The sequence below is a fragment of the Enterobacter hormaechei ATCC 49162 genome (genome assembly GCF_001875655.1).
GTDB lineage: Bacteria > Pseudomonadota > Gammaproteobacteria > Enterobacterales > Enterobacteriaceae > Enterobacter > Enterobacter hormaechei.
Window position 1 is genome coordinate 2,229,251 of the sequence record NZ_MKEQ01000001.1, and the last position, 20,494, is coordinate 2,249,744.

The following is a 20,494-nucleotide window of genomic DNA, read 5'->3' on the forward strand; positions in this document are numbered from 1 at the left end:
CAGCCCGCAGGGCGAGGGAACAAACACTAAAACGGCAACCTGCGTTGCCGTTTTGCTTTTACCTAAGCGACCTGCTGATTTTCCTCTTCCCCATTACGCTGTGCTTCTTCCGCTTCCTGCTGAAGCAACTGTTTCTCATACACCTTGAAGAACGGGAAATAGATAATGGCGGAGACGCAGGCTAAAACCAGCACCAGGATGGCTGCCCGGAAATCCCAGCCCAGCGCCCAGGCGGCACCAACCGGAGCCGGTGCCGTCCACGGCACAACGGAAATCACGCGGCCAATCAGATCAAATTTCATCGCTGCCCATGCCAGCACGGCATTGACCATCGGCGCCAGCAGGAAAGGAATAAAGAACACCGGATTCATCACAATCGGCGTACCGAAAATCACCGGTTCATTGATATTGAAAATGCTTGGCACCACGCTCAGACGTCCAATGGAGCGCAGGTGTGCGGAGCGGCTACGCAGATAGCAGAACACCAGCCCCATCGTCGCCCCCGATCCGCCGATAACAATAAAGAACGTCCAGAAGGCTTCCATAAAGATGTGTGGCAAAGGCAGGCTCGCCGCCAGCGCGGTCTGGTTCGCCCCGAGGTTAGTCAGCCAGAACATTTGCAGCATCCCGGAGACAATCGCTGCGCCGTGGATCCCGGCAAACCACAGCAGGTGACCAATCAGCACCGCCAGCAGGATCGCAGGCAACGAGTCAGCCGCAGAGACCAGTGGCTTGAATATCGACATGATGGCCTGTGGGATCAGCATACCGAACTGCGACTGGATCAGCAGGCTCAGCGGATAGAGCGTCAGCACCACCACCAGCACCGGAATCAGCAGGTCAAACGAGTTTTTGATCATCGGTGGAACCTGGTCTGGCAGGCGGATCCCGATATTGTGCGCTTTCAGGAAACGCATCATCTCAACGCAATAGATCGCCACCAGAATCGCGGTGAAAATACCGGTCCCTCCAAGGCTATCGACCGGTAAAGCGCCTTTGGTTTTAGGGGCGGCTACCAGCAGGAACGCCATCAGCGACAGCATGGCGCACATGAACGGATCCAGCTGATGGGTTTTAACGTAATGTTTGCCCAGGTTGTAGGCAATAGCCGCACAGATATAAAGGGACATCACCCCCATCGTCATATCAAACGGCGTCAGAATTTGACCTTCAAACTGCTTCGCCATATCCAGCCAGGCGCGAGCAAAACCCCAGGTAGTATCAGGCGAAAAAGGCGGGTAAGCGAACACTAATAAAAACGAACCCACAATCATAAACGGCATCGCTGAGATAAACCCGTCACGAATAGCCATGACATGGCGCTGGGAAGAGATGCGCCCGGCAATAGGGCTGACATAATTTTCAACGAAGCGGAAAATCAGATTAAATGCAGCATGGTTGGCAGACATAGCAGCTCTCCTGTCAGACGTTCGTTTCGGACGCTCTCACGTCACACGTTGTTCCATACATCAGCGTCACAACCTTGCCGGATCGTGTACCAGCGGTACTGCTCAAACGGAATGGTTTCATAATTAGCTCTTATTATTAGATACAGGGGAAGTTACACACTTAGTATTAATCTCTGCATCACGCTCTGCAACCGGTTACTGTAACCGGTTTCTGTGAATGTGAAGGCGATCCAGAAATCACCCCCGGCGGATATTTGTTACGTGAGGGATATTTACAGCGACTAAATTCTTATGACAGATTACGCAGGATATTTGTCAGGAGGAATCAATGAGTTTGCAGTCTGTACAGCAGTTTTTCGCCGAACACGCTCCGGATATAGAGATCATTGAGCTTAACCAAAGCACAGCGACTGTTGCCCTTGCTGCTGCCGCGCACAACGTTGAACCCGGCCAGATTGCCAAAACGCTGTCACTGAAAATCAAAAATGACGTGATTCTGGTGGTCGCAAAAGGCGATGCGCGTCTGGATAACAAAAAGCTCAAAGAGACATTCGGCGCAAAAGCCCGCATGCTCAGCAGCGATGAGGTAGTCACTCTGACGGGTCATCCTGTTGGCGGCGTCTGCCCGTTCGGACTGGAAAATCCGCTCTCTGTTTACTGTGACATCACATTAAAACAGTACGCGGAAGTGTTACCCGCAGCGGGCGCCATCCACAGTGCGGTGCGTATATCGCCCGACAGAATGGCGGAACTGACCGCAGCAAAATGGGTGGATGTCTGCATTTGAACGTTGCGCCAGAAGAACTCTGGCGCATCACTTTATGCTAAGAAAATGAAGGAACGGTGAGAGCGGAACGACGGACTTCACGGGCAGGGAGATGCGCCAGAATATCCGCCGCATCCAGTAATCCCACGTCAGAATTGACACCCAGCTTTACCATGGCATTAAATTTATGCGCCCGGATGGTTTTAATATTGCGTTCAAGCTGTGCCGCAATTTCAGGGATTGAAAAACCCGATGACATATAACGCAGAATCGCCCTTTCGGTCGGGCTTAGCATGCGATTCTGGCTCACACACCAATGATTGTACATGTTGTCATTCACCTGATGCGTTTCGCTGAGTAATGTCTCCAGCCCCTCCATTAACTGCTTTAGCGGAACCGATTTACTGATTATCCCATGCAAGCGAGAAGGCGAAAGATGGCTGACCAGCCTCGCCTCCATCTCATCAGAGGCCAGCACGATACGCTGGACGTCGCTGTGGGTGAAGGTGAGATCCCGTAAACAGGCCAGACAGTTTCTCCGCTCCTCACGCTCATCAGACAATGAATAGATAACCGCATAGAATGAGATATCCGAGAGCGCCACTTTAAAACTATCGAATCTGCTAAACAGGTGCACCTGGTAATGGCTCAGGGCGGGCATCGCAAAAAGATGCTTCAGCCCTACAGCGCTCATTGAGCAGCTTTCGATGACGGCGATATGTCTTGTTGCAGTGGTCTTTTCCATTCCTCAAACTCTCCATAAGCCGACATTAAACTGAGTTCTCGCATTCCCTGGGTACTGCTTATCCACGCGTACATATCGGCATTACTGCGAAGTGATAAGCGGCGCATTGCACTGTTTTTCTGTGCACTGATCGTTTTATTACTCTTATTCAGTAACGTGGCAATTTGGTTGATCCCCCAACCTTTACCAAGCAAACGCAACACCTTGCGCTCAGAGTGGGTGAGCGCAATCATTTGCTCACTCTCCTCTTCAATATCGGGCGTTTCCGGTATTAATAACGTCTGGCTTATTCGCTCGGCACGCTCACTGCCCGCGCGAATAGCGTTAATAACGCCTTCAATGGGTTCCATATCCGAAAGCAGCGTGCTTTCCGGACGCATAAGAAGCTCTACTGCAAGCGGATAAAGGGGACGCGAGACAAGGAATATCCAGTGAATATCCCGATACTGATTCATTAATCCATAATATTGCTCAAGCGTGCCGCGAGGATTGCGATACTCACCCGAAATATCGGCAATAACGACCCCAGCGCGACGCAACTGTAGTAGCGTCAACTCCTGCATCGAACGGCAATACGTTATCTCAAAATCGGGAAAGTGACGCGACATGACGCTACCTAACCCATTTTGCATAACCGGTACTCTACTAATCACAACTCCGTGTTTACCATTCAATGGCAACATAGACCCTCCATGTCATGAATTCATTATTTAAGAACGAACTAACCCTACGAGATTAAACACGTTTGTATTCCTTAGTACAAAACGCCTTAATATTCGTAAACCAGTAGAAATGTCACGTGGGTTATGAAACGCCCAATACAGTCTTAATATCGCACAAAGACTACAAGAATTTAATTCACATTGCGTGAAAAGATCGAAAATATGAAATTAGAAATACTTAATACATTGTTTCTATAAATTCCCATCACACATTCATTAAATAAATAAAAATGACGCTTTCGCCGTGCTGGAAACGCAACTGATCGCACAAATGTTGATCTGGCCCAGCGCAAAGGCCCCCGCACTTTGTGTTAAAAGTAAGCAATCTCTCTTCTCTTCAGGGCGTTTCATGCAGGCAGATCGGTCTACGCAACGTGCTACCACGCGGCTATGTATTCAGTGCGGGCTTTTTCTCTTACAGCACGGGGCAGAAAGCGCCCTCGTGGAAGAACTTTCCACACGCCTGGGGCTGGCGCTGGGGATGGACAGCGTTGAGAGCTCCATCTCGTCAAATGCCATTGTGCTGACCACCATTAAAGACGGACAGTGCCTGACCTCCACCCGTAAAAATCATGACCGCGGCATTAACATGCACGTCGTGACGGAAGTGCAGCACATCGTGATCCTTGCCGAACACAAGCTGCTCGATCTCCGGGAGATAGAGAAACGCTTCAACCAAATCAAACCTCTCCGGTATCCACGCTGGCTGGTTGTGCTGATGGTGGGACTGTCCTGCGCCTGCTTCTGCAAGCTCAACGCGGGCGGCTGGGACGGCGCTGTCGTGACTTTCTTTGCCAGCAGCATCGCGATGTATGTCCGCCAGCTGTTGACGCACAGGCAGTTACATCCGCAAATTAACTTCTGCATCACGGCTTTTGTGGCGACAACCGTATCCGGCCTGCTTTTGCGCCAGCCCTTTTTCGCCAGCACGCCGACTGTGGCGATGGCCGCCAGCGTATTGCTTCTGGTGCCGGGTTTTCCCTTAATCAATGCCGTCGCTGATATGTTTAAAGGCCACATCAACACCGGTCTGGCGCGCTGGGCGATAGCCAGCCTGCTGACACTGGCGACCTGTATCGGGGTGGTAATGGCCATGACGCTCTGGGGGTTACGCGGATGGGCGTGATGGATTTTCTGCTCGCACTGGCGCAGGACATGCTTCTGGCAGCCCTTCCCGCCGTTGGATTTGCGATGGTGTTTAACGTCCCGCAGCGTGCGTTACCCTGGTGTGCGCTGCTGGGTGCCATTGGTCACGGCTCACGTATGGTCATGATGACGTCGGGCTTTAATATCGAGTGGTCGACATTTATCGCCTCCATGCTGGTTGGCAGCATCGGTATTCAGTGGTCCCGCTGGTATCTGGCGCACCCGAAAGTGTTCACCGTGGCGGCGGTGATCCCGATGTTCCCGGGCATTTCAGCCTATACGGCAATGATCTCCGCCGTAAAAATCAGCCACTTTGGCTACAGCGAGCCTCAGATGATCCTGCTCCTGAGCAACTTCCTCAAAGCCTCGTCGATTGTGGGCGCGCTCTCCATCGGCCTGTCGATCCCCGGCTTATGGCTTTACCGCAAACGTCCACGCGTGTAATAAAATCGCTTGCAATTGTATCGTGCGCTATCTATATTCATTTCATGGACGCAAAAACGAACGACACCACCCACGCGCTTCTGCTGGATAACCAGCTCTGTTTTGCCCTCTATTCGGCAAACCTGGCGCTTAACAAGCTGTACCGGCAACTGCTGGCGCCGCTTAACCTGACCTACCCGCAATACCTGGTGATGCTGGTGCTGTGGGAGCAGGACGATATTACGGTGTCAGATATTGGCGAGCGGCTGTTCCTGGATTCCGCCACGCTGACTCCCCTGCTGAAACGCCTGGAAAGTGCGGGGTTGATCTTCCGCCAGCGTTCCCGTCAGGATGAGCGTCAGGTCGCCGTCACCCTGAGCGATGCGGGTCGCGAGCTGCAACAGCAGGCCGTGGCGATCCCACACGCCGTGGGCTGTGCAGCGAAGTGTGATACCGACACCCTGCTGGCGCTCAAGCAACAGCTTGAACTTTTGCGCCAACAGCTGCATCGCGCTTAAGCGCTATACTTTACGCGTCCGCTTTTAACTTAATACATCGCGCGCTATTTAATAGCGCATATAAACGTAAGATGAGGAACCTGCCATGTCTTTAGAAAAAGTTGTCTACACTGCCAAAGCCAAAGCAACCGGAGGCCGTGATGGCCGCGCCACCTCTTCCGATGGCGTTCTGGATGTCAAACTGGGTGTGCCAAAAGAGATGGGCGGCATGGGGGGAGAAGTCACCAACCCTGAACAGCTGTTCGCTGCGGGCTACTCCGCTTGCTTCCTGGGCGCAATGAAGTTCGTGGCGGCACGTGACAAATTCGCTCTGCCAAAAGACGCCTTTATTGAAGGCGAAGTAGGAATTGGCCCGCTGCCAACCGGTTTTGGTATCGAAGCGAAGCTGAATATCCACGTTGAAGGAATGGACGCAGCGGAAGCCAAAAAACTGGTGGATGCGGCGCATATCGTCTGTCCGTACTCTAACGCAACGCGCGGCAATATTGACGTGACGCTGAAAATCATCGCGTAACAACGCCTGTGATGATAGCCCCGGTAAGCGTAACGCCGCCGGGGAAATCCTCTGCTTTCCTTCCCTCTCTCTGTGCTACCATAACCCTCAATCACGCCCGTAGTAATCAGTAGAGAAAGTGTTATGTCCTCCAGAATCCTGACCACCAGCATTGCTGGCATTGATGCCTTTATGCGCGATCCTCGCGGTGTGTTGACGCACGCCGAAGGCGGCACGCTCGCGGTATTTGCCGACAACGCCCCGGCGTTTTACGCGGTCACGCCGGAACGTCTGGCGCAGCTTCTGGAGATTGAAGCGAAGCTGTCGCGCCCGGCGAGCGATGTCATGCTGGATAATCAGTTTTTTGACGAACCCACCAGTGCCCCGGTAGCCATCCCAATGGGGAAATTTCCCATGTACGCTGGCTGGCAGCCGGACGCCGATTTTCAGCGGCAGGCGGCATTATGGGGAATAGCCCTCTCGCAGCCCGCGACACCGGAAGAGCTGGCGGCCTTTACCGCTTACTGGCAGGCTGAAGGGAAAGTATTCCACCATGTTCAGTGGCAGCAAAAGCTTGCGCGCAGTCTGCAAATCAACCGCGCCAGCAACAACGGCCAGCCAAAACGTGATATCAATGCCTTTTCAGAACCGGACAAAAAAATTCCTGATGGATTCCGAGGTGCAAAATGAAAAACGTCGGCGACCTGATGAAACGTTTGCAGAAAATGATGCCCGCCAACGTGAAGCCCGCCTTCACCACCGGTGAAGAGCTGCTGGCGTGGCAAAAAGAGCAGGGTGAAATCCGCGCGGCGGCCCTCGCCCGCGAGAACCGTGCGATGAAAATGCAGCGCACCTTTAACCGCTCGGGCATTCGCCCTCTGCACCAGAACTGCTCCTTTGAGAACTACAAGGTTGAGTCACAGGGGCAGATGAACGCCCTTAACCAGGCGCGCCAGTATGTGGATGAATTTGACGGCAACATCGCCAGCTTCATCTTTAGCGGTAAACCCGGCACCGGGAAAAATCACCTGGCGGCCGCTATCTGCAACGAGCTGCTGCTGCGCGGGAAATCAGTGCTGATTATCACCGTGGCCGATATTATGTCCGCCATGAAGGACACCTTCAGCAACCGCGAAACCAGTGAAGAACAGCTGCTGAATGATTTAAGTAACGTGGATTTGCTGGTCATCGACGAGATCGGCGTCCAGACGGAATCCCGCTACGAGAAAGTGATCATCAACCAGATTGTCGATCGCCGTTCGTCATCAAAACGTCCCACCGGTATGCTGACGAACCACAATATTGACGAGATGACCCGGTTGCTTGGCGAGCGGGTGATGGATCGCATGAAGCTGGGTAATAGCCTGTATGTCATCTTCGACTGGGACAGCTATCGCAGTCGCGTCACCGGCAAAGAGTATTAAGATATTTCCAGGGAGCGCCAGAAGAGCAGAGGTATATACTGGACCCACTTCTGGCCCAAAACGGACCTTGTTGAGTAATTCATTATGAAAAAACAGTTTTTTATCAGCATCCTTACTGGCGCTCTGCTGGTGACTGGCGCAGCGCAGGCCGCATCATGGCAGGAGTCGCTCTCCAGCGCAGCAAGTGAGTTGACCAAAGAGAGCGGTACTTCTCAGGGCGGGCTGTCCGCCTCGTCCCTCACCGGCCTGCTGAGTAACAGCTCCCAAAGCCTGAGCGCCGGAACGATGAACAACGCGGCGGGTATTCTGGAATACTGTGCGAAGCAGAAGCTGGCTTCCGTCACCGATACCGAAAACATCAAGAACCAGGTGCTGGGTAAACTGGGTCTGGACACCCAGGAGCAGAAGGCGGATACCAACTATATGGACGGTATTCAGGGCCTGCTGAACGCGCAAAATGGCCAGCAACTTAATCTCAGCACCCTTGGAAACTCATCTCTGGCGAAACAGGTGAAAACGAAAGCCTGCGATCTGGTGCTGAAACAAGGCGTTAATTTCCTCTCCTGATCGTCCCCCATTTTCTGCCACAACACGCCGCGTTTATCGCGTTAGTCTTACCCCGCGGCGTGAAGTGCGTTTTTTTACCCCTTGCCACCACTTCAGCGTCCGTATGCCACGATGCGACTGTATTCAAAAATCCGATTTTATAAACCAAATCCTAACAACAGCACACTTTCGTGACACTAAAATTGCAGCTAAGCGACATCGCAATTACATTGTATTACCCAAAAAATAAGCAATTAGCCGGCTAAGCGTCCGGCATGATGAGGATCGGCTGTTGTCAGAGTTAATGTCCCTTGTCCTTTTCCTGGCTTCCATCGGCGTTTATGCCTGGAAAGCCGGTCGTCACACCTGGTGGTTTGTGGCCACCCTGGTGGTACTCGGCATTTTTATTGTTCTAAACATTACGTTATATGCCAGCGATTACTTTACCGGCGACGGTATTAACGACGCGGTGCTTTACACGTTGACCAACAGCCTGACCGGCGCTGGTGTGGGTAAGTACATCCTTCCGGGTCTGGGGCTGGTGGTCGCGCTGGTGGGCATTTTCGCCGCGCTGGCCTGGGTCCTGCGCCGTCGCCGTCACCGTCCGCATCATCATGGCTACAGCCTGCTGGCGCTGTGCCTGGCGCTGGCCTCGGTGGATGCCAGCCCGGCATTTCATCAAATTACCGAGCTGGTAAAATCCCAGTCGCGCGATGGCGATCCGGACTTCGTGACCTACTACAAAGAGCCAGCGAAAAAAATCGATAACCCCAAACTTAACCTGGTCTACATCTACGGTGAGAGTCTGGAACGCACCTATTTTGACAACGAGGCGTTCCCGAACCTGACGCCAGAGCTTGGCGCGCTGAAAAATCAGGGCCTCGACTTCAGCCACACCATGCAGTTACCCGGCACGGATTACACCATCGCCGGGATGGTGGCCTCCCAGTGCGGCATTCCGCTGTTCGCTCCGTTTGAAGGTAACGCCTCCGCCTCGATGTCGAGCTTCTTCCCGCAAAACATTTGCCTTGGCGATATCCTGAAAAACTCGGGCTATGAAAACTACTTTATGCAGGGCGCTAATCTGCGCTTTGCCGGGAAAGATGTGTTCCTGAAATCCCACGGTTTCGATCACTTGTATGGTTCCGAAGAGCTAAAAACCACCGTCGCCGATCCGGCTTACCGCAATGACTGGGGCTTTTACGACGATACCGTTCTGGATGAAACCTGGAAGAAATTCGAGGAACTTTCTCGCGCCGGTAAACGCTTCTCGCTGTTTGCGTTGACCGTCGACACGCACCACCCGGATGGTTTCGTATCGCGCACCTGTAAACGTCAGCGCTACGACATTGACGGTCAAAACAACAAGTCCTTTAGCGCCGTGACCTGTAGCCAGGAGCATATCGCGGCGTTAATAGAGAAAATCAAAGCCTCGCCTTATTTTAAAAATACGGTCATCGTCGTGTCGTCTGACCATCTGGCGATGAAAAACAGCGCCTGGGATGAGCTGAATAAGCAGGATCGCAGCAACCTGTTCTTTGTGCTGCGCGGCGATAAACCGCAGCAGGAGGTCATTGCCGCTAAGCGTAACTCGATGGATAACGGCGCGACCGTGCTGGATATTCTGGGGGGCGATAACTTTATTGGCCTGGGCCGCAGCACGCTGTCGGGCCAGTCCCTGTCGGAAATCTTCCTCAACATGAAGGAAAAAATCCTCGCCTGGAAGCCGGATATCATTCGTCTGTGGAACTTCCCGAAAGCGATTAAAGATTTCACCATCGATCAGGATAAAAAAATGATCGCGTTCTCCGGCAGCCATTTCCGCCTGCCACTGCTGCTGCGCGTGTCGGATAACCGCGTCGAGCCGCTGCCGGAAAGCGAATACTCCGCACCACTGCGCTTCCAGCTGGCAGAATTTGCCCCGCGCGATAATTTCGTCTGGGTCGACAGGTGCTACAAAATGGGCCAGCTCTGGTCGCAATCGCTGTCGCTGTCCACCGACTGGTGCGTCTCTCAGGGACAACTCGGCGGTGAGCAGACCGTGCAACACGTTGACAAACCGCAGTGGCAGGGGAAAACCGCCTTTAAAGACACGGTGATTGATACCGCACGCTATCAGCGCAACGTTGACCTGCTGAAAATCGTCGATAACGACATTCGCTACAAAGCAGACAGCTTTATCTTTAACGTTGCCGGTGCGCCGGAAGAGGTGAAGCAGTTCAGCGGTATTTCACGGCCTGAATCCTGGGGGCGCTGGTCTAACGCACAGTTAGGTGATGAGGTGAAAATTGAGTATACCCAGCCGTTACCGGAGAAATTCGATCTGGTGATCACCGCCAGAGCATTTGGTCCCAACGCAAACCGCCCTATTCCGGTGCGCGTCGGTGATAAAGAACAGACGCTAACGCTGAGCAATGACGTCACCACCAGCACGCTGCATTTCGATAATCCTTCGCGCAGCAATACGCTGGTCATTGTGCCGCCCGATCCACAGTCCACTAACGAAGGGAATATTCTCGGTCACTCTCCACGCAAGCTGGGGATCGGCATGGTGGAAATCAAAATCGTCAAAAACAACGGGTAATGCGCGCAGCGCCCGGCTTCCTGCTGGGCGCTTATGAAATTAAATAATCCTTTATAACGTTTATAAATTAGATAAAAACACTATATATACGCGTTTTTTATTTATAAATATCCCGCCAAAATCACAATCCATAAAATGTGCAGCTTCTGAATTTACCACGGAGCGTTACGCACTTTTATCATGCTAACCGGCTATAAGTTCGAATCCATCCGGGCACTGCGCAGCGAACACGTGATTGCCTGGGAGGTATTGTCCACGGCACTGCCTCACGTCGATCTCGAAGACTATTTTTGCTCGATGCCCGCGACGCAGCGTAAAGCGCATTTCTTTGCGCAGCTTCGACATGCCATGTTCTGCGAAGCGGGCGACAAATATTATCTCAACGCGACGACAGATTTGCTGCTGGAAACGGACTTCCTCGACAGGCTGAAAGAAGAAACGCCCAGCCCGGAGAGGCTTGCTGTCGAAGTCACCGATCTTTACAGGCTGGTACATCTTGACGATACGCAAAGCCGGACCCTGCGGACGTGCATCGCCACGCTGCATCGGTGGGGAATAGAAGTGTGGGCCGACGATGTCTGCGAAGACATTCTTCCCGACCTGCTTGCCAGCCAGATCCGCTTCTGCGGTGTAAAAATTGACAAGCATACCTTCTGGGGCGGACGCACCGAGCGGGAAAAGTTTTTACAACTCACCCGCCAGTGCAAACGTCTCGCCAGCAAGGTGCTGATAGAGGGCATCGAAACCGCGGGTGATTTCGCCCTGGCCCGCTCCAGCGCGGCCGATTACGGTCAGGGTTACCTGTGGGGAAGACCGTGACGCCTGGTATCGTTAACGCTGGCTATCAGGTCATCGTCCTGTTTTGCAGCCATCCCCTGGCGGAGTTTCATCGGAAGCTCTGCCTGCTGGACGCTCAGTCCTTTTCTTTGTCAATGCACCGTTAATCACGTTAGGAAATACAATCATGAGAATTATTCCCACAGCTATATGTTGTTCCGTTCTCCTGCTTCCTGCCGCTGCTATCGCCGCAGACAACAGCACCGCGAGCGCGACGATGCACGTCTCACTGGAAGTGGTTAAGTCCTGCACCCTCAACGCCAACGATCTTAACTTCTCGCGCCACGGTACGGACGAAGCGGGTGAAATTCAGGCCAGAACGCAGGTCGATATTGTCTGCACCAACGGTACGCCGTTCACCCTTTCCGCCACCAGCAGTGACAGCAGTGAGAACGGCACCTTCTGGCTGAAGCCGGAAAACGGCGAAACGGGCGCACAAAAGATTGCGTGGAAGCTGTTTGCTGACGAAGGCAAACAGACGCAAATCACCGGCACCGAAGGGCTCACCGATACCGGCAACGGGATGAAACAGGAAGAGACGCTGTATGGCGTGATTGACGCAGGCGCCCTGACGACCGCCCAGGCGGGTACCTATAGCGACGATGTAACCTTAAACCTGGAGTACTGATCGTGCGTCGCTTTCTTCCCTGCTTCATTATCTGGTTCATGATGCTGGCGCTGCTGTCACGGTACGCGCTGGCCGCCACGCTTCAGGTCGCGCCCGTGACGCTCGACATGCAGAGCGGCCAACGAGCCACGGCCGTTTACCTCACGAACAGTGGGAAAACGGCCATCCACGCTCAGATACGGGTGTACGAATGGTCCCAGAAAAACGGCAAGGATGTTCTGGAAGCAACCGAAAAGGTCGTCAGCAGCCCGGCGATGACCTCGCTGGCGCCGGGCCAGCAGCAGCTGGTGCGTATTATCGTGATGCAGCCGGGTGCGCATAAACAGGAGCAAAGCTACCGGCTGGTCATCGATGAGCTGCCAGACGCCGCGTCCCGTGCCGCCAACCCCAGCGCCGTTCACTTCCTGCTGCGTTACTCGATTCCGGTCTTCATAGCCGGAAGCCAGACAACGCCCCTCAGCCAGGATGACCTGAGCTGCGAACAGGCCGAAATCCCGGCAACGCTTCGCTGCTATAACGCCGGAAACCGCCATATTCGCCTCAGCCACCTTCAGGTCCTGACGGCCAGCGGGCAGGTTGCCGGATCGGTCAAAGGGCTGGCGGGCTATGTTCTGCCGGGCCAGACCGCGCTTGTACCGCTCAAGCAGACTCCCCGCCACTCGCTCAGCGCGTTACGCGCCTACATCAATGACGATCGCCATGCCAGCCAGATCCCCCTGCGTCCGCTCGCTGCTCGCGCTCCTGCTTTGGCTACCGCTCATTCTGTCAGCAGCCCGGGCTGAATCTCCCGTCGACGCCGTTCAGTGGCTGGCCATTACCGTTAACCACGCCCCGCGCGGTGAGCTGTGGGCCTGCCGCGTTGCGGGTGATGCCCTGTGGATTGGCCGCAGCGATATCGCAAAACTGGGGCTTCGCGCCCCGGAAGGCCGCAGCGAGTGGGTTGAACTGACGTCCCTGCCGGGCCTGAAGGTCAGCCTCGACGTGCTTTCGCAGCAGGTGACTATCAACGCCGAGGCGAAGGCGCTTGAGGGTCAGCAGCACGTAACGTTCGGGAGGCCTCCCTCGCAGTACCGCTATCCTGAAGCGCAGCCCATCAGCGCCTTTACCCTCGGGTACGCGCTCTATGCCAGCGAGTCCGAGGGAAAACGCCAGCTTAATGCGCAAACCACGCTGTCCGCCTCCGGGCCGCTGCCCGGCCTGTTCAGCAGCAGCTTTTCCAGCCATGCGGGGGAGGAAAACAGCGCGGGTCGCCCCACCCACACGCGTCTTGAAACCCGCTGGCAGCGGGATAACGCAGACTCGCTGACCAGCCTGGCGCTGGGGGACAGCATCACCACCGGCACGCGCTGGAGCCGCCAGGTCCGCTTCGGCGGGCTGCACTGGGCGCGCAATTTTGAGCTTAATCCGCAACTCAACACCGAACCGCGCAGCCGTTACAGCGACACGGCCATCCTGCCTTCAACGGTCGATCTTTACATCGACGGCCTTAAGCAGAGCAGCCAGCAGGTAACGCCGGGTGATTTTCTGCTCGATACCCTGCCTTCCTTTACCGGCAGCGGGCAGGCGCAGGTGGTGATTACCGACATCAACGGCCAGCGGCGTACCGTTCAGCTCGATTTGTACGGCGCGCCGGGAATGCTGGCGGAGGGGCTTAGCAGCGGTTCGCTGGACATTGGCTGGATGCGGCAAAACTATACCTTGCGATCCGATGACTATGCCGCCTCGCCGATGCTCGATGCCGGCTGGCGCTATGGCGTGAATAACCAGCTGACGCTGGCGCTGCATACGGAACAGCAGCGAAAGCTGCGCAACGTGGGTACAGGCGCAGACTGGCTGATCTCCCCCACTGCGGGCATTCTTAGCCCGCACATCGCCCTAAGCGACAGCGCCTACGGGAAGGGGATGCAGTGGGGCCTCGGCTGGCAGTGGAATGGCAGCGGGACGGGGCTTTCCGCCAGCACCGTTCGCACCGACGCCGCATTCGCGGATAACGCCCGCATGAGCGGGGCCGCGCCCGTCAGACGCAGCGATAGCGTATGGGTTAGCCACGCATTTCCCCATTTCGGCACGCTGGGGGCGGGCTGGGTGCAGCAAAATATACAGGGCAACCGACAGCGCTATCTTAATGCCTCATGGTCCGTCTCGCTGCCAGCACATCTCTCCACCACGCTGAGCTATACCCGCTCGTTTACGGACGCGTCGAGCAATGTCCAGCTTATGCTCTCCGTCCCGCTGGGCCGCCAGAACACCCTCTCGGTTCAGGCCAGCCGGGACCGGCCGCGTATGGACTATCGCCACCAGCCAGACAATCAGGCGGGCGGCTGGTCCTGGCAGCTGGGGCAGGGCTTTGGCCAAAACCGGGAAAGGTATGCAGACGCAGGCTACCTTGGCCGCGCCGGAGAGTGGCACGTCGGGCTGGAGCAGAGCGCTAACGCGGGTAACCAGTACGCCTCGGCCGAAGGCAGCCTGACGCTGCTGGACAACAGCCTGCACGCTTTACGCTACAGCCAGCAGGGTCTGCCGCTGGTCTCCACGCGTGGTATCGGGCATGTACCGGTGATGCTGGAAAACCGCCGCGCGGGTGAAACCGATGAGCAAGGATACCTTCTGCTGACCGACCTGCCGCGCTACCACAACAGCAAAGTCACCATCGATCCGCTGGAACTGCCGCCCGACGTCATCGCCCCCGTCACCGACATGTATGCCAGACCGGGCAACGGTAACGCGGTGAAAGTCGATTTTAACGTCCATCGCGCCATGACGGTTCAGGCCCGGCTGGTCGACAGACACCGCCAGCCGCTGCCGCTGGGCAGCGTCGTTTCAACGCCACACGGCGCCACCATTGTGGGTCGCGACGGGTTTATCTGGCTTGAAGATCCGCCCCTGCCGGGCGAGCTGGTGGTGAAAACCGGTGAAGGCGAGTGCCGGGTCACGCTTCCGGCCCCGCGCACCTCGTCAACCGTAATCAATATTGGAGAACAACTGTGTCATTAAAAACGCTGTTAACGTTGCTGCTTGTGCTGTCCATGAAGGCGATGGCGGCAGCGTGCTGGATCACCTCCCCCGCCGTTATTAACTTCGGCAACGTCGTGGCGGGTAACGCAGCCTCAACCCACACCGAGGTAAAGTTTAGCTGTCAGGCCGACAACTACGGCACGGCAGAATATATCAACGTCTGTCTGAGCAGCATCGACGCCCCGCCCTTTCAGATGCTTTCGACGGGCGACCAGGAGGGAAAACAGTACACCCTGCTGTTTCGACTGCTTAACGGCCTCGCGCGCTCGCAGGAGTTAGGCCCCGCCAGCCGCGGGGATCTCATCCAGCAGACCATCACTGCGGGAAGCAACGCCAGCGTCAGCGGCAGTTTTCCGCTTATCGCCACCCTGCCAGCGGGGCAAAGCCAGCTCCTCGCGACCCACTATTACAACTACAACATGAACCTGCGTATCGCCTGGCACAGCGCCACCCGCCAGGATGCCTTGCAAAGCTGTGCTGACGGCTCTGCGGAGGGGGAACAGGTGCAGGGCGGGAGCAATGCGCAGGCCGAAATCAGCGAAGGATGCTACATAGAGCGTGTCACGCCGCTGAACTTCGGCACCCTGACCAGCACCGCCACGCTGCGCCCCACGCGCTCGACGGCAACCCTCACCACGCGCTGCCCGGCCGGTACCGCATTCACCCTTGCCATGGGGAAAGGCAATCATGCCAGCGGCGACTGGCGGCAGCTTTGCAACGATGAGGGCCAGTGCCTGCGCTATGGACTCTGGCAGGATGCGGGCGCGACGCAGCGCTGGGGCGATCGAAGCAGCGGCGATACGCTGAACGTCACCAACCCCGCAGGCGGCACGCAGAACTTCACCGTATACGGGGAGGTTCCGGCCCAGCCCCTGAGCGGGACGGGGGAATTTATTGATGACGTGATAGTCACACTGACTTATTAACCTCACCAAAAAACCGTCTGGATCAATGTTATCGGTAACAGTGACGCTAAAATAACCAATAACGCTGCTTACTAAGACGTAATGCCTGGTTTTTTAATTGAATATCTCTGTCTGTATTACAACACCTTATGAAATACCTGCTTGCTGACGCCCTCATTTACAATGACGAGGACGGCATTATTACTCCTGTCAATGCGCCGGAAGAGGATGCGCAGATCCTCACCTGTACGGCCAATACCATCCTGAAGCTGCTGGTGAAGCATCACGGGAACGTTGTCGAACGGGAAACTTTCCTTCATGACGTCTGGGATCGGCGCGGGCTTCAGGGCTCCAACAACTCGTTAAACCAGTACATCAGCATCCTGCGCAAAATGCTGGCCAGCCTGGTTCCCGACGTGCTGTTTATCGTCACGGTGCCGAAAACGGGCTTTATGCTCTGCGCGGACGTCACGGTGACGACGCTGGAGGAAGGGGCACCCGCGGCCGAAACGGCAAAACCGGCATGGCGCGTTCGTCCGGAACGGCTGTTCTGCGGCGCGTTCACGCTGGCGATTATTGCGCTGTGCGTCTGGATAACGGCCATTAAGCCCGATGCACCACAGAGTGACATTCACCTGCTTACCCATATCGGCAAGTGTCCGGTCTACACCTTTACGCCGCTGGCGGATGTGTTCCATGACAGGGCCATTGCCCTGGCGCAAAACCTTCAGCAGGACGGTCATCTCCCGTGCCTGAAAAATTCGATCTTTTACATGCACATTCAGAGAACGCTTTTCTACGGCCATGAAGGGCGGCTGGTGCTTTCCCAGTGCTCGCTCACGCACGATAAAGCCAGCGCCTGTCGTACGCTTTACTATTACGAGTGGTGATATGAAACACAAAAAAGTGTGGCTAATACTGGTCCTTAACCTGTTGCTTCTGGGCGCCGCGCTGGCGTGGTATGTCTACACGCCCCCGCTGTCGGTGGCCTGCGATGGAAATCTGACCTTCTCCGACAGGCGCGATAACCACGAGTTCACGTTCGACGGGGAGATCATCATGCATTTTCACCCCGATAAAACGGGCTACATCACGCTAAACGGCAACGTTGAGAATGCTCCGAAAAGCTGGGAGGTTTCTCGTCAGGAGATGTTTAAATGGCGGCACGTTGAGGGAGCGCTGTATGAAATTATCATTCAAAAAGTGGAGCGCTTCAGCCATGACGCCATGCCGCCGGGGGTATTTGAAAAGTACGTGGCTGGCCTGACGCTGGGGAAAAAAAGGCTCCTGACGATAGAGCGTACGCCGCATAAGGCGCTGGTGATCAGCAATTTTTACTCGCCGGTGCTGGTCTGCTCGGAGTAATAGCGGTCGGTCAGGCTATACTTCCCGCCATGAACATGACTATTCGCCCCACAACCCGCGATGACGTTACCGCCCTGCCCGCGATCGAACGTGCGGCCGGGCAGCGGTTTCGCGACGTTCCTGAGCTGGCCTGGCTTGCCGACGGCGAGGTCATTTCCGTTGAGGATCACCTCGGCTATGCCGCGCGAGGATCAAGCTGGCTGGCGCTGGCAGACGACAGGCCGGTGGGGTTTATTCTCACCGAAGCCCATCCATCGTCGCTGTTTATTGTGGAACTCTCTGTTCATCAGGACTGGCAGGGACACGGTCTCGGACGCCAGTTAATTGCCCGTGCCGCGGCGCATGCTCGCAGTCTCGGCCTGAACTCGCTGACGTTAACGACGTTTCGTGATGTCCCGTGGAATGCGCCGTTCTATGCGCGGCTGGGGTTTGAAATGATGACGACGCTGACGCCGGAGCTGCGCCAGAAACGCGAAGAAGAGGCGGCGCACGGTTTAGCGTATGGTTCCCGCTGCGCCATGCGCCTGCCCCTGTAGTATCGCCCGGTGGCGCTGCGCTTACCGGGCCTACAAAAACCCATCCCGTAGGCCGGGTCAGGCGCAGCCGTCACCCGGCGAAACGCCCCCCGTAGGCCGGGTCAGGCGCAGCCGCCACCCGGCAAAAAGCACAGCGTCAGAACGTTTCCCAGTTATCGCCCGCGTCTGCGGTCGCTGGTTTACGCGCCACGACCGGTGCGGCAACGCTTTTCGCGGAGGCAAACTCGCGCGCCTTCATCTGCTCCTGCTGAATACGGAACACCGCAACAGCCTGCGTCAGACGGCTCGCCTGCTCTTCCAGCGCCGCCGCCGCAGCAGCAGACTCTTCCACCAGCGAGGCGTTCTGCTGGGTCACGCGATCCATCTCCGCTACCGCCAGCCCCACCTGGTCGATACCGCGGCTCTGCTCGTCAGACGCAGACGCAATCTCGCCCATGATGTCGGTCACGCGGGTCACCGCATTCACGATCTCACCCATGGTTTCACCGGCGCTTTCTACCAGCGTTGAACCCACTTCCACGCGGCCCACGGAGTCTTCAATCAGGCTCTTGATCTCCCGCGCTGCCTGGGCGCTGCGCTGCGCCAGGTTACGGACTTCACCTGCAACCACCGCAAAGCCGCGGCCCTGCTCGCCCGCACGCGCCGCTTCTACCGCCGCGTTCAGCGCCAGAATATTGGTCTGGAAGGCAATACCGTCGATCACGCTGATAATATCAGCGATTTTCTGCGAACTGCCCGCGATGTCGCGCATGGTCTGCACCACGTTATCCACCACTTTACCGCCTTTCTGCGCGGTTTCGGATGCGCTCAGGGCCAGGTTGCTCGCCTGACGGGCATTCTCGGCGTTCTGCTTCACGGTGGCAGTCAGCTGTTCCATGCTGGCGGCGGTCTCTTCCAGAGAGGCAGCCTGCTGTTCGGTACGGGATGAGAGATCGTTATTGCCCATCGAGATTTCGCTCGCACCGCTGTAGATGGCATTCGCGCCGTTACGCACGTCACCCACGGTACGCACCAGCTCGCCCTGCATGTGGCGCAGGGAGTCGGCCAGTTCGCCCATCTCGTTGGAGCCTTCCACGTCGATACGCTTCACCAGATCGCCGCTGGCGATATGACGAATGCTGTCAATCAGACGGTTCATCGGTGAAATCAGCGCCTGACGAATGCCCAGCCAGACGGCAACAATCACCACCAGCACCGCAACCAGCACGCTAATCAGCACCCAGATCGCCTGGCGGTAAGAGCTGTTGCTGTCTTCAACCGCGGTCTGATACAGCGCGTCGTTCTGTTGCAGGTAGTTAACGTACTGCTTCTCAAAGCCATCCTGATAGCTCTGGGTCGGCTGGTCGAAGAACGCGTTGATCTTGCCTGCCCCCAGCAGCTGGATCAGCTCAGCCAGCGCACCGTGGTAGATATCGTAATTACGTTTGATTTCCAGCGCCGCAGCGTCGCTCTGACGCGGGTCGCGCGGCAGTGCTTCGTAATCGGCCCAGTTTTTTTCCGCCTGTTTCAGAGACGCAGAGGCAATCTGCATCAGCTCGTTGACGGTTGAGCCGCTGCCGATGTTGTTCTGATCCATCATGTAGCGGATACCCGCGCGGTTCAGGGTATTACGGGTTTGCAGCAGCGCCACCCAGCTACCGTTCAGGGTGGATTGTTGCTGGCGAATGGTTTGCAGGACGGTGAAATTCTCTTTGTCATGCTTCAGGGCATTGAAGAAAAGACCACCGGATGTGAGTTGTAAAAGGCCAAATATCGCTAAAACCAGCATGAGACTGGTGACAATCTTGATACGATTTAACATGTTTTCTCTTTCCTCAGACAGATACAGAATTTTCGGCCTGGAAAGGGAAAACTTTACGAAAATCATCCTGGAATTTAGGGTTTTTACTCTTCGTCCCGCGCGGCAATATGTCGGTTTCCAAGTTCAATAAACTCTTCCAGCAGCGCCGTGAGCTGCTTCATCTTCTCCGGCGTATATTCCGCCTCAATCTGCTGGTACGCCTCTTCCACCTGAGCCTGAGCACGCTGGTACAGTGCGTTGCCTTCTTTCGTCAGCGACACGTACAGCTTGCGCTGGTCGTTCACCGGCTTTAAGCGCAGCACCAGACCGTCGCGCTCCATCCGCGTCAGAATGCCGGTCAGGCTCGGGCGTAAAATGCAGGTGCGAAACGCCAGATCGTGAAAATCCATGGAAGGATGCTCGGCCAGCACGCGGACAATACGCCACTGCTGCTCGGTCAGATTATGCCGCTTCACTATCGGGCGGAAGTAGCCCATCGCCGCTTCACGCGCCTGCAACAGCGCGATGGTTAATGAGTCATGCATCACCTTCCCCTTACATCATTAACAAGTAAACAATTAAAAACAGATGCTTTTATAGACAACCTGTTTTAACCCAAAAAGTGTAACAGAAACAACGCCATTTTTTTAAT

22 protein-coding genes are annotated in these 20,494 nt (G+C 55.8%); 17 read left to right on the top strand and 5 right to left on the bottom strand.

Annotated elements, in window-relative coordinates; translation table 11 throughout:
• Positions 1-62 precede the first annotated feature (62 nt).
• On the bottom strand, positions 63-1,409 hold the full coding sequence (locus BH712_RS11205; RefSeq protein ID WP_006810218.1) for a PTS cellobiose transporter subunit IIC: 1,347 nt from the start codon (positions 1,407-1,409) through the stop codon (positions 63-65).
• 328 nt (positions 1,410-1,737) lie between these two features.
• Here BH712_RS11205 and BH712_RS11210 point away from each other — a divergent pair, with 328 nt between their 5' ends.
• A complete protein-coding gene (locus BH712_RS11210) occupies positions 1,738-2,196 on the top strand; it encodes a YbaK/EbsC family protein (RefSeq protein WP_003856572.1) in 459 nt (152 codons plus the stop codon).
• Positions 2,197-2,233: 37 nt separating this feature from the next.
• Here BH712_RS11210 and bglJ read toward each other — a convergent pair whose 3' ends face one another.
• Both bglJ and BH712_RS11220 read right to left on the bottom strand, forming a co-directional pair.
• A complete protein-coding gene (gene bglJ / locus BH712_RS11215) occupies positions 2,234-2,869 on the bottom strand; it encodes a DNA-binding transcriptional activator BglJ (RefSeq protein ID WP_032673666.1) in 636 nt (211 codons plus the stop codon).
• Positions 2,866-3,603: a helix-turn-helix transcriptional regulator gene (locus BH712_RS11220; RefSeq protein ID WP_032673667.1), complete on the bottom strand. Its 738-nt coding sequence runs from the start codon at positions 3,601-3,603 to the stop codon at positions 2,866-2,868. The genes bglJ and BH712_RS11220 overlap by 4 nt, the downstream gene beginning before the upstream one ends.
• Before the next feature lie 388 nt (positions 3,604-3,991).
• Here BH712_RS11220 and BH712_RS11225 point away from each other — a divergent pair, with 388 nt between their 5' ends.
• From BH712_RS11225 to BH712_RS11300, 16 genes are all read left to right on the top strand, one after another.
• Positions 3,992-4,768, top strand: a complete 777-nt coding sequence (locus tag BH712_RS11225) for a threonine/serine exporter family protein (RefSeq protein WP_032673668.1) — start codon at positions 3,992-3,994, stop codon at positions 4,766-4,768.
• Positions 4,759-5,232, top strand: coding sequence for a threonine/serine exporter (locus BH712_RS11230; protein ID WP_006810222.1), 474 nt, complete (start codon positions 4,759-4,761; stop codon positions 5,230-5,232). The genes BH712_RS11225 and BH712_RS11230 overlap by 10 nt, the downstream gene beginning before the upstream one ends.
• 44 nt (positions 5,233-5,276) lie before the next feature.
• Complete coding sequence (locus tag BH712_RS11235) at positions 5,277-5,729, top strand: MarR family winged helix-turn-helix transcriptional regulator (protein WP_006810223.1); 453 nt, start codon at positions 5,277-5,279, stop codon at positions 5,727-5,729.
• 85 nt (positions 5,730-5,814) lie between these two features.
• A complete protein-coding gene (locus tag BH712_RS11240; protein ID WP_006810224.1) occupies positions 5,815-6,243 on the top strand; it encodes an organic hydroperoxide resistance protein in 429 nt (142 codons plus the stop codon).
• A 123-nt stretch (positions 6,244-6,366) separates the two neighbouring features.
• Positions 6,367-6,912: a primosomal protein DnaT gene (gene dnaT, locus BH712_RS11245; RefSeq protein ID WP_006810225.1), complete on the top strand. Its 546-nt coding sequence runs from the start codon at positions 6,367-6,369 to the stop codon at positions 6,910-6,912.
• Positions 6,909-7,646: a replicative helicase loader DnaC gene (gene dnaC, locus BH712_RS11250; protein ID WP_006810226.1), complete on the top strand. Its 738-nt coding sequence runs from the start codon at positions 6,909-6,911 to the stop codon at positions 7,644-7,646. Before dnaT ends, dnaC begins: the two co-directional genes overlap by 4 nt.
• Before the next feature lie 84 nt (positions 7,647-7,730).
• Positions 7,731-8,213, top strand: coding sequence for a YjjA family protein (locus BH712_RS11255; RefSeq protein WP_006810227.1), 483 nt, complete (start codon positions 7,731-7,733; stop codon positions 8,211-8,213).
• Positions 8,214-8,484: 271 nt separating this feature from the next.
• Positions 8,485-10,776 carry a phosphatidylglycerol--membrane-oligosaccharide glycerophosphotransferase gene (opgB, locus tag BH712_RS11260; protein ID WP_006810228.1) on the top strand — a complete coding sequence of 764 codons (2,292 nt, stop codon included), beginning with the start codon at positions 8,485-8,487 and terminating at the stop codon, positions 10,774-10,776.
• A 180-nt stretch (positions 10,777-10,956) separates the two neighbouring features.
• Positions 10,957-11,595: an EAL domain-containing protein gene (locus tag BH712_RS11265; RefSeq protein ID WP_006810229.1), complete on the top strand. Its 639-nt coding sequence runs from the start codon at positions 10,957-10,959 to the stop codon at positions 11,593-11,595.
• Positions 11,596-11,740: 145 nt separating this feature from the next.
• Positions 11,741-12,241: a Csu type fimbrial protein gene (locus tag BH712_RS11270; protein ID WP_006810231.1), complete on the top strand. Its 501-nt coding sequence runs from the start codon at positions 11,741-11,743 to the stop codon at positions 12,239-12,241.
• Between the two features lie 2 nt (positions 12,242-12,243).
• Positions 12,244-13,023, top strand: coding sequence for a fimbrial biogenesis chaperone (locus tag BH712_RS11275; protein ID WP_006810232.1), 780 nt, complete (start codon positions 12,244-12,246; stop codon positions 13,021-13,023).
• Positions 12,941-15,235: a fimbria/pilus outer membrane usher protein gene (locus BH712_RS11280; protein WP_006810233.1), complete on the top strand. Its 2,295-nt coding sequence runs from the start codon at positions 12,941-12,943 to the stop codon at positions 15,233-15,235. Before BH712_RS11275 ends, BH712_RS11280 begins: the two co-directional genes overlap by 83 nt.
• Entirely contained in the window at positions 15,226-16,182 is a 957-nt protein-coding gene (locus BH712_RS11285; protein ID WP_032673669.1) for a Csu type fimbrial protein, read from the top strand. Before BH712_RS11280 ends, BH712_RS11285 begins: the two co-directional genes overlap by 10 nt.
• Before the next feature lie 128 nt (positions 16,183-16,310).
• Entirely contained in the window at positions 16,311-17,051 is a 741-nt protein-coding gene (locus BH712_RS11290) for a winged helix-turn-helix domain-containing protein (protein WP_006810235.1), read from the top strand.
• A gap of 1 nt (position 17,052) precedes the next feature.
• Positions 17,053-17,526 (top strand): hypothetical protein, encoded by a 474-nt coding sequence (locus tag BH712_RS11295; RefSeq protein WP_006810236.1) that lies wholly within the window; start codon positions 17,053-17,055, stop codon positions 17,524-17,526.
• Between the two features lie 29 nt (positions 17,527-17,555).
• Positions 17,556-18,062, top strand: coding sequence for a GNAT family N-acetyltransferase (locus tag BH712_RS11300; protein ID WP_006810237.1), 507 nt, complete (start codon positions 17,556-17,558; stop codon positions 18,060-18,062).
• Positions 18,063-18,198: 136 nt separating this feature from the next.
• Here BH712_RS11300 and tsr read toward each other — a convergent pair whose 3' ends face one another.
• Together tsr and hpaR are read right to left on the bottom strand one after the other, a co-directional pair.
• Positions 18,199-19,863: a methyl-accepting chemotaxis protein gene (tsr, locus tag BH712_RS11305; RefSeq protein ID WP_032673670.1), complete on the bottom strand. Its 1,665-nt coding sequence runs from the start codon at positions 19,861-19,863 to the stop codon at positions 18,199-18,201.
• A gap of 83 nt (positions 19,864-19,946) precedes the next feature.
• A complete protein-coding gene (gene hpaR / locus BH712_RS11310) occupies positions 19,947-20,387 on the bottom strand; it encodes a homoprotocatechuate degradation operon regulator HpaR (protein ID WP_006810239.1) in 441 nt (146 codons plus the stop codon).
• Between the last annotated feature and the right edge of the window lie 107 nt (positions 20,388-20,494).

Excerpts from the sequence above, each read along its gene's own strand:
- BH712_RS11205 (WP_006810218.1), bottom strand. The coding sequence starts at position 1,409 with ATGTCTGCCAACCATGCTGCATTTAATCTGATTTTCCGCTTCGTTGAA.
- BH712_RS11210 (WP_003856572.1), top strand. The coding sequence starts at position 1,738 with ATGAGTTTGCAGTCTGTACAGCAGTTTTTCGCCGAACACGCTCCGGAT.
- bglJ (WP_032673666.1), bottom strand. The coding sequence starts at position 2,869 with ATGAGCGCTGTAGGGCTGAAGCATCTTTTTGCGATGCCCGCCCTGAGC.
- BH712_RS11220 (WP_032673667.1), bottom strand. The coding sequence starts at position 3,603 with ATGTTGCCATTGAATGGTAAACACGGAGTTGTGATTAGTAGAGTACCG.
- BH712_RS11225 (WP_032673668.1), top strand. The coding sequence starts at position 3,992 with ATGCAGGCAGATCGGTCTACGCAACGTGCTACCACGCGGCTATGTATT.
- BH712_RS11230 (WP_006810222.1), top strand. The coding sequence starts at position 4,759 with ATGGGCGTGATGGATTTTCTGCTCGCACTGGCGCAGGACATGCTTCTG.
- BH712_RS11235 (WP_006810223.1), top strand. The coding sequence starts at position 5,277 with ATGGACGCAAAAACGAACGACACCACCCACGCGCTTCTGCTGGATAAC.
- BH712_RS11240 (WP_006810224.1), top strand. The coding sequence starts at position 5,815 with ATGTCTTTAGAAAAAGTTGTCTACACTGCCAAAGCCAAAGCAACCGGA.
- dnaT (WP_006810225.1), top strand. The coding sequence starts at position 6,367 with ATGTCCTCCAGAATCCTGACCACCAGCATTGCTGGCATTGATGCCTTT.
- dnaC (WP_006810226.1), top strand. The coding sequence starts at position 6,909 with ATGAAAAACGTCGGCGACCTGATGAAACGTTTGCAGAAAATGATGCCC.
- BH712_RS11255 (WP_006810227.1), top strand. The coding sequence starts at position 7,731 with ATGAAAAAACAGTTTTTTATCAGCATCCTTACTGGCGCTCTGCTGGTG.
- BH712_RS11265 (WP_006810229.1), top strand. The coding sequence starts at position 10,957 with ATGCTAACCGGCTATAAGTTCGAATCCATCCGGGCACTGCGCAGCGAA.
- BH712_RS11270 (WP_006810231.1), top strand. The coding sequence starts at position 11,741 with ATGAGAATTATTCCCACAGCTATATGTTGTTCCGTTCTCCTGCTTCCT.
- BH712_RS11280 (WP_006810233.1), top strand. The coding sequence starts at position 12,941 with ATGCCAGCCAGATCCCCCTGCGTCCGCTCGCTGCTCGCGCTCCTGCTT.
- BH712_RS11290 (WP_006810235.1), top strand. The coding sequence starts at position 16,311 with ATGAAATACCTGCTTGCTGACGCCCTCATTTACAATGACGAGGACGGC.
- BH712_RS11295 (WP_006810236.1), top strand. The coding sequence starts at position 17,053 with ATGAAACACAAAAAAGTGTGGCTAATACTGGTCCTTAACCTGTTGCTT.
- BH712_RS11300 (WP_006810237.1), top strand. The coding sequence starts at position 17,556 with ATGAACATGACTATTCGCCCCACAACCCGCGATGACGTTACCGCCCTG.
- tsr (WP_032673670.1), bottom strand. The coding sequence starts at position 19,863 with ATGTTAAATCGTATCAAGATTGTCACCAGTCTCATGCTGGTTTTAGCG.
- hpaR (WP_006810239.1), bottom strand. The coding sequence starts at position 20,387 with ATGCATGACTCATTAACCATCGCGCTGTTGCAGGCGCGTGAAGCGGCG.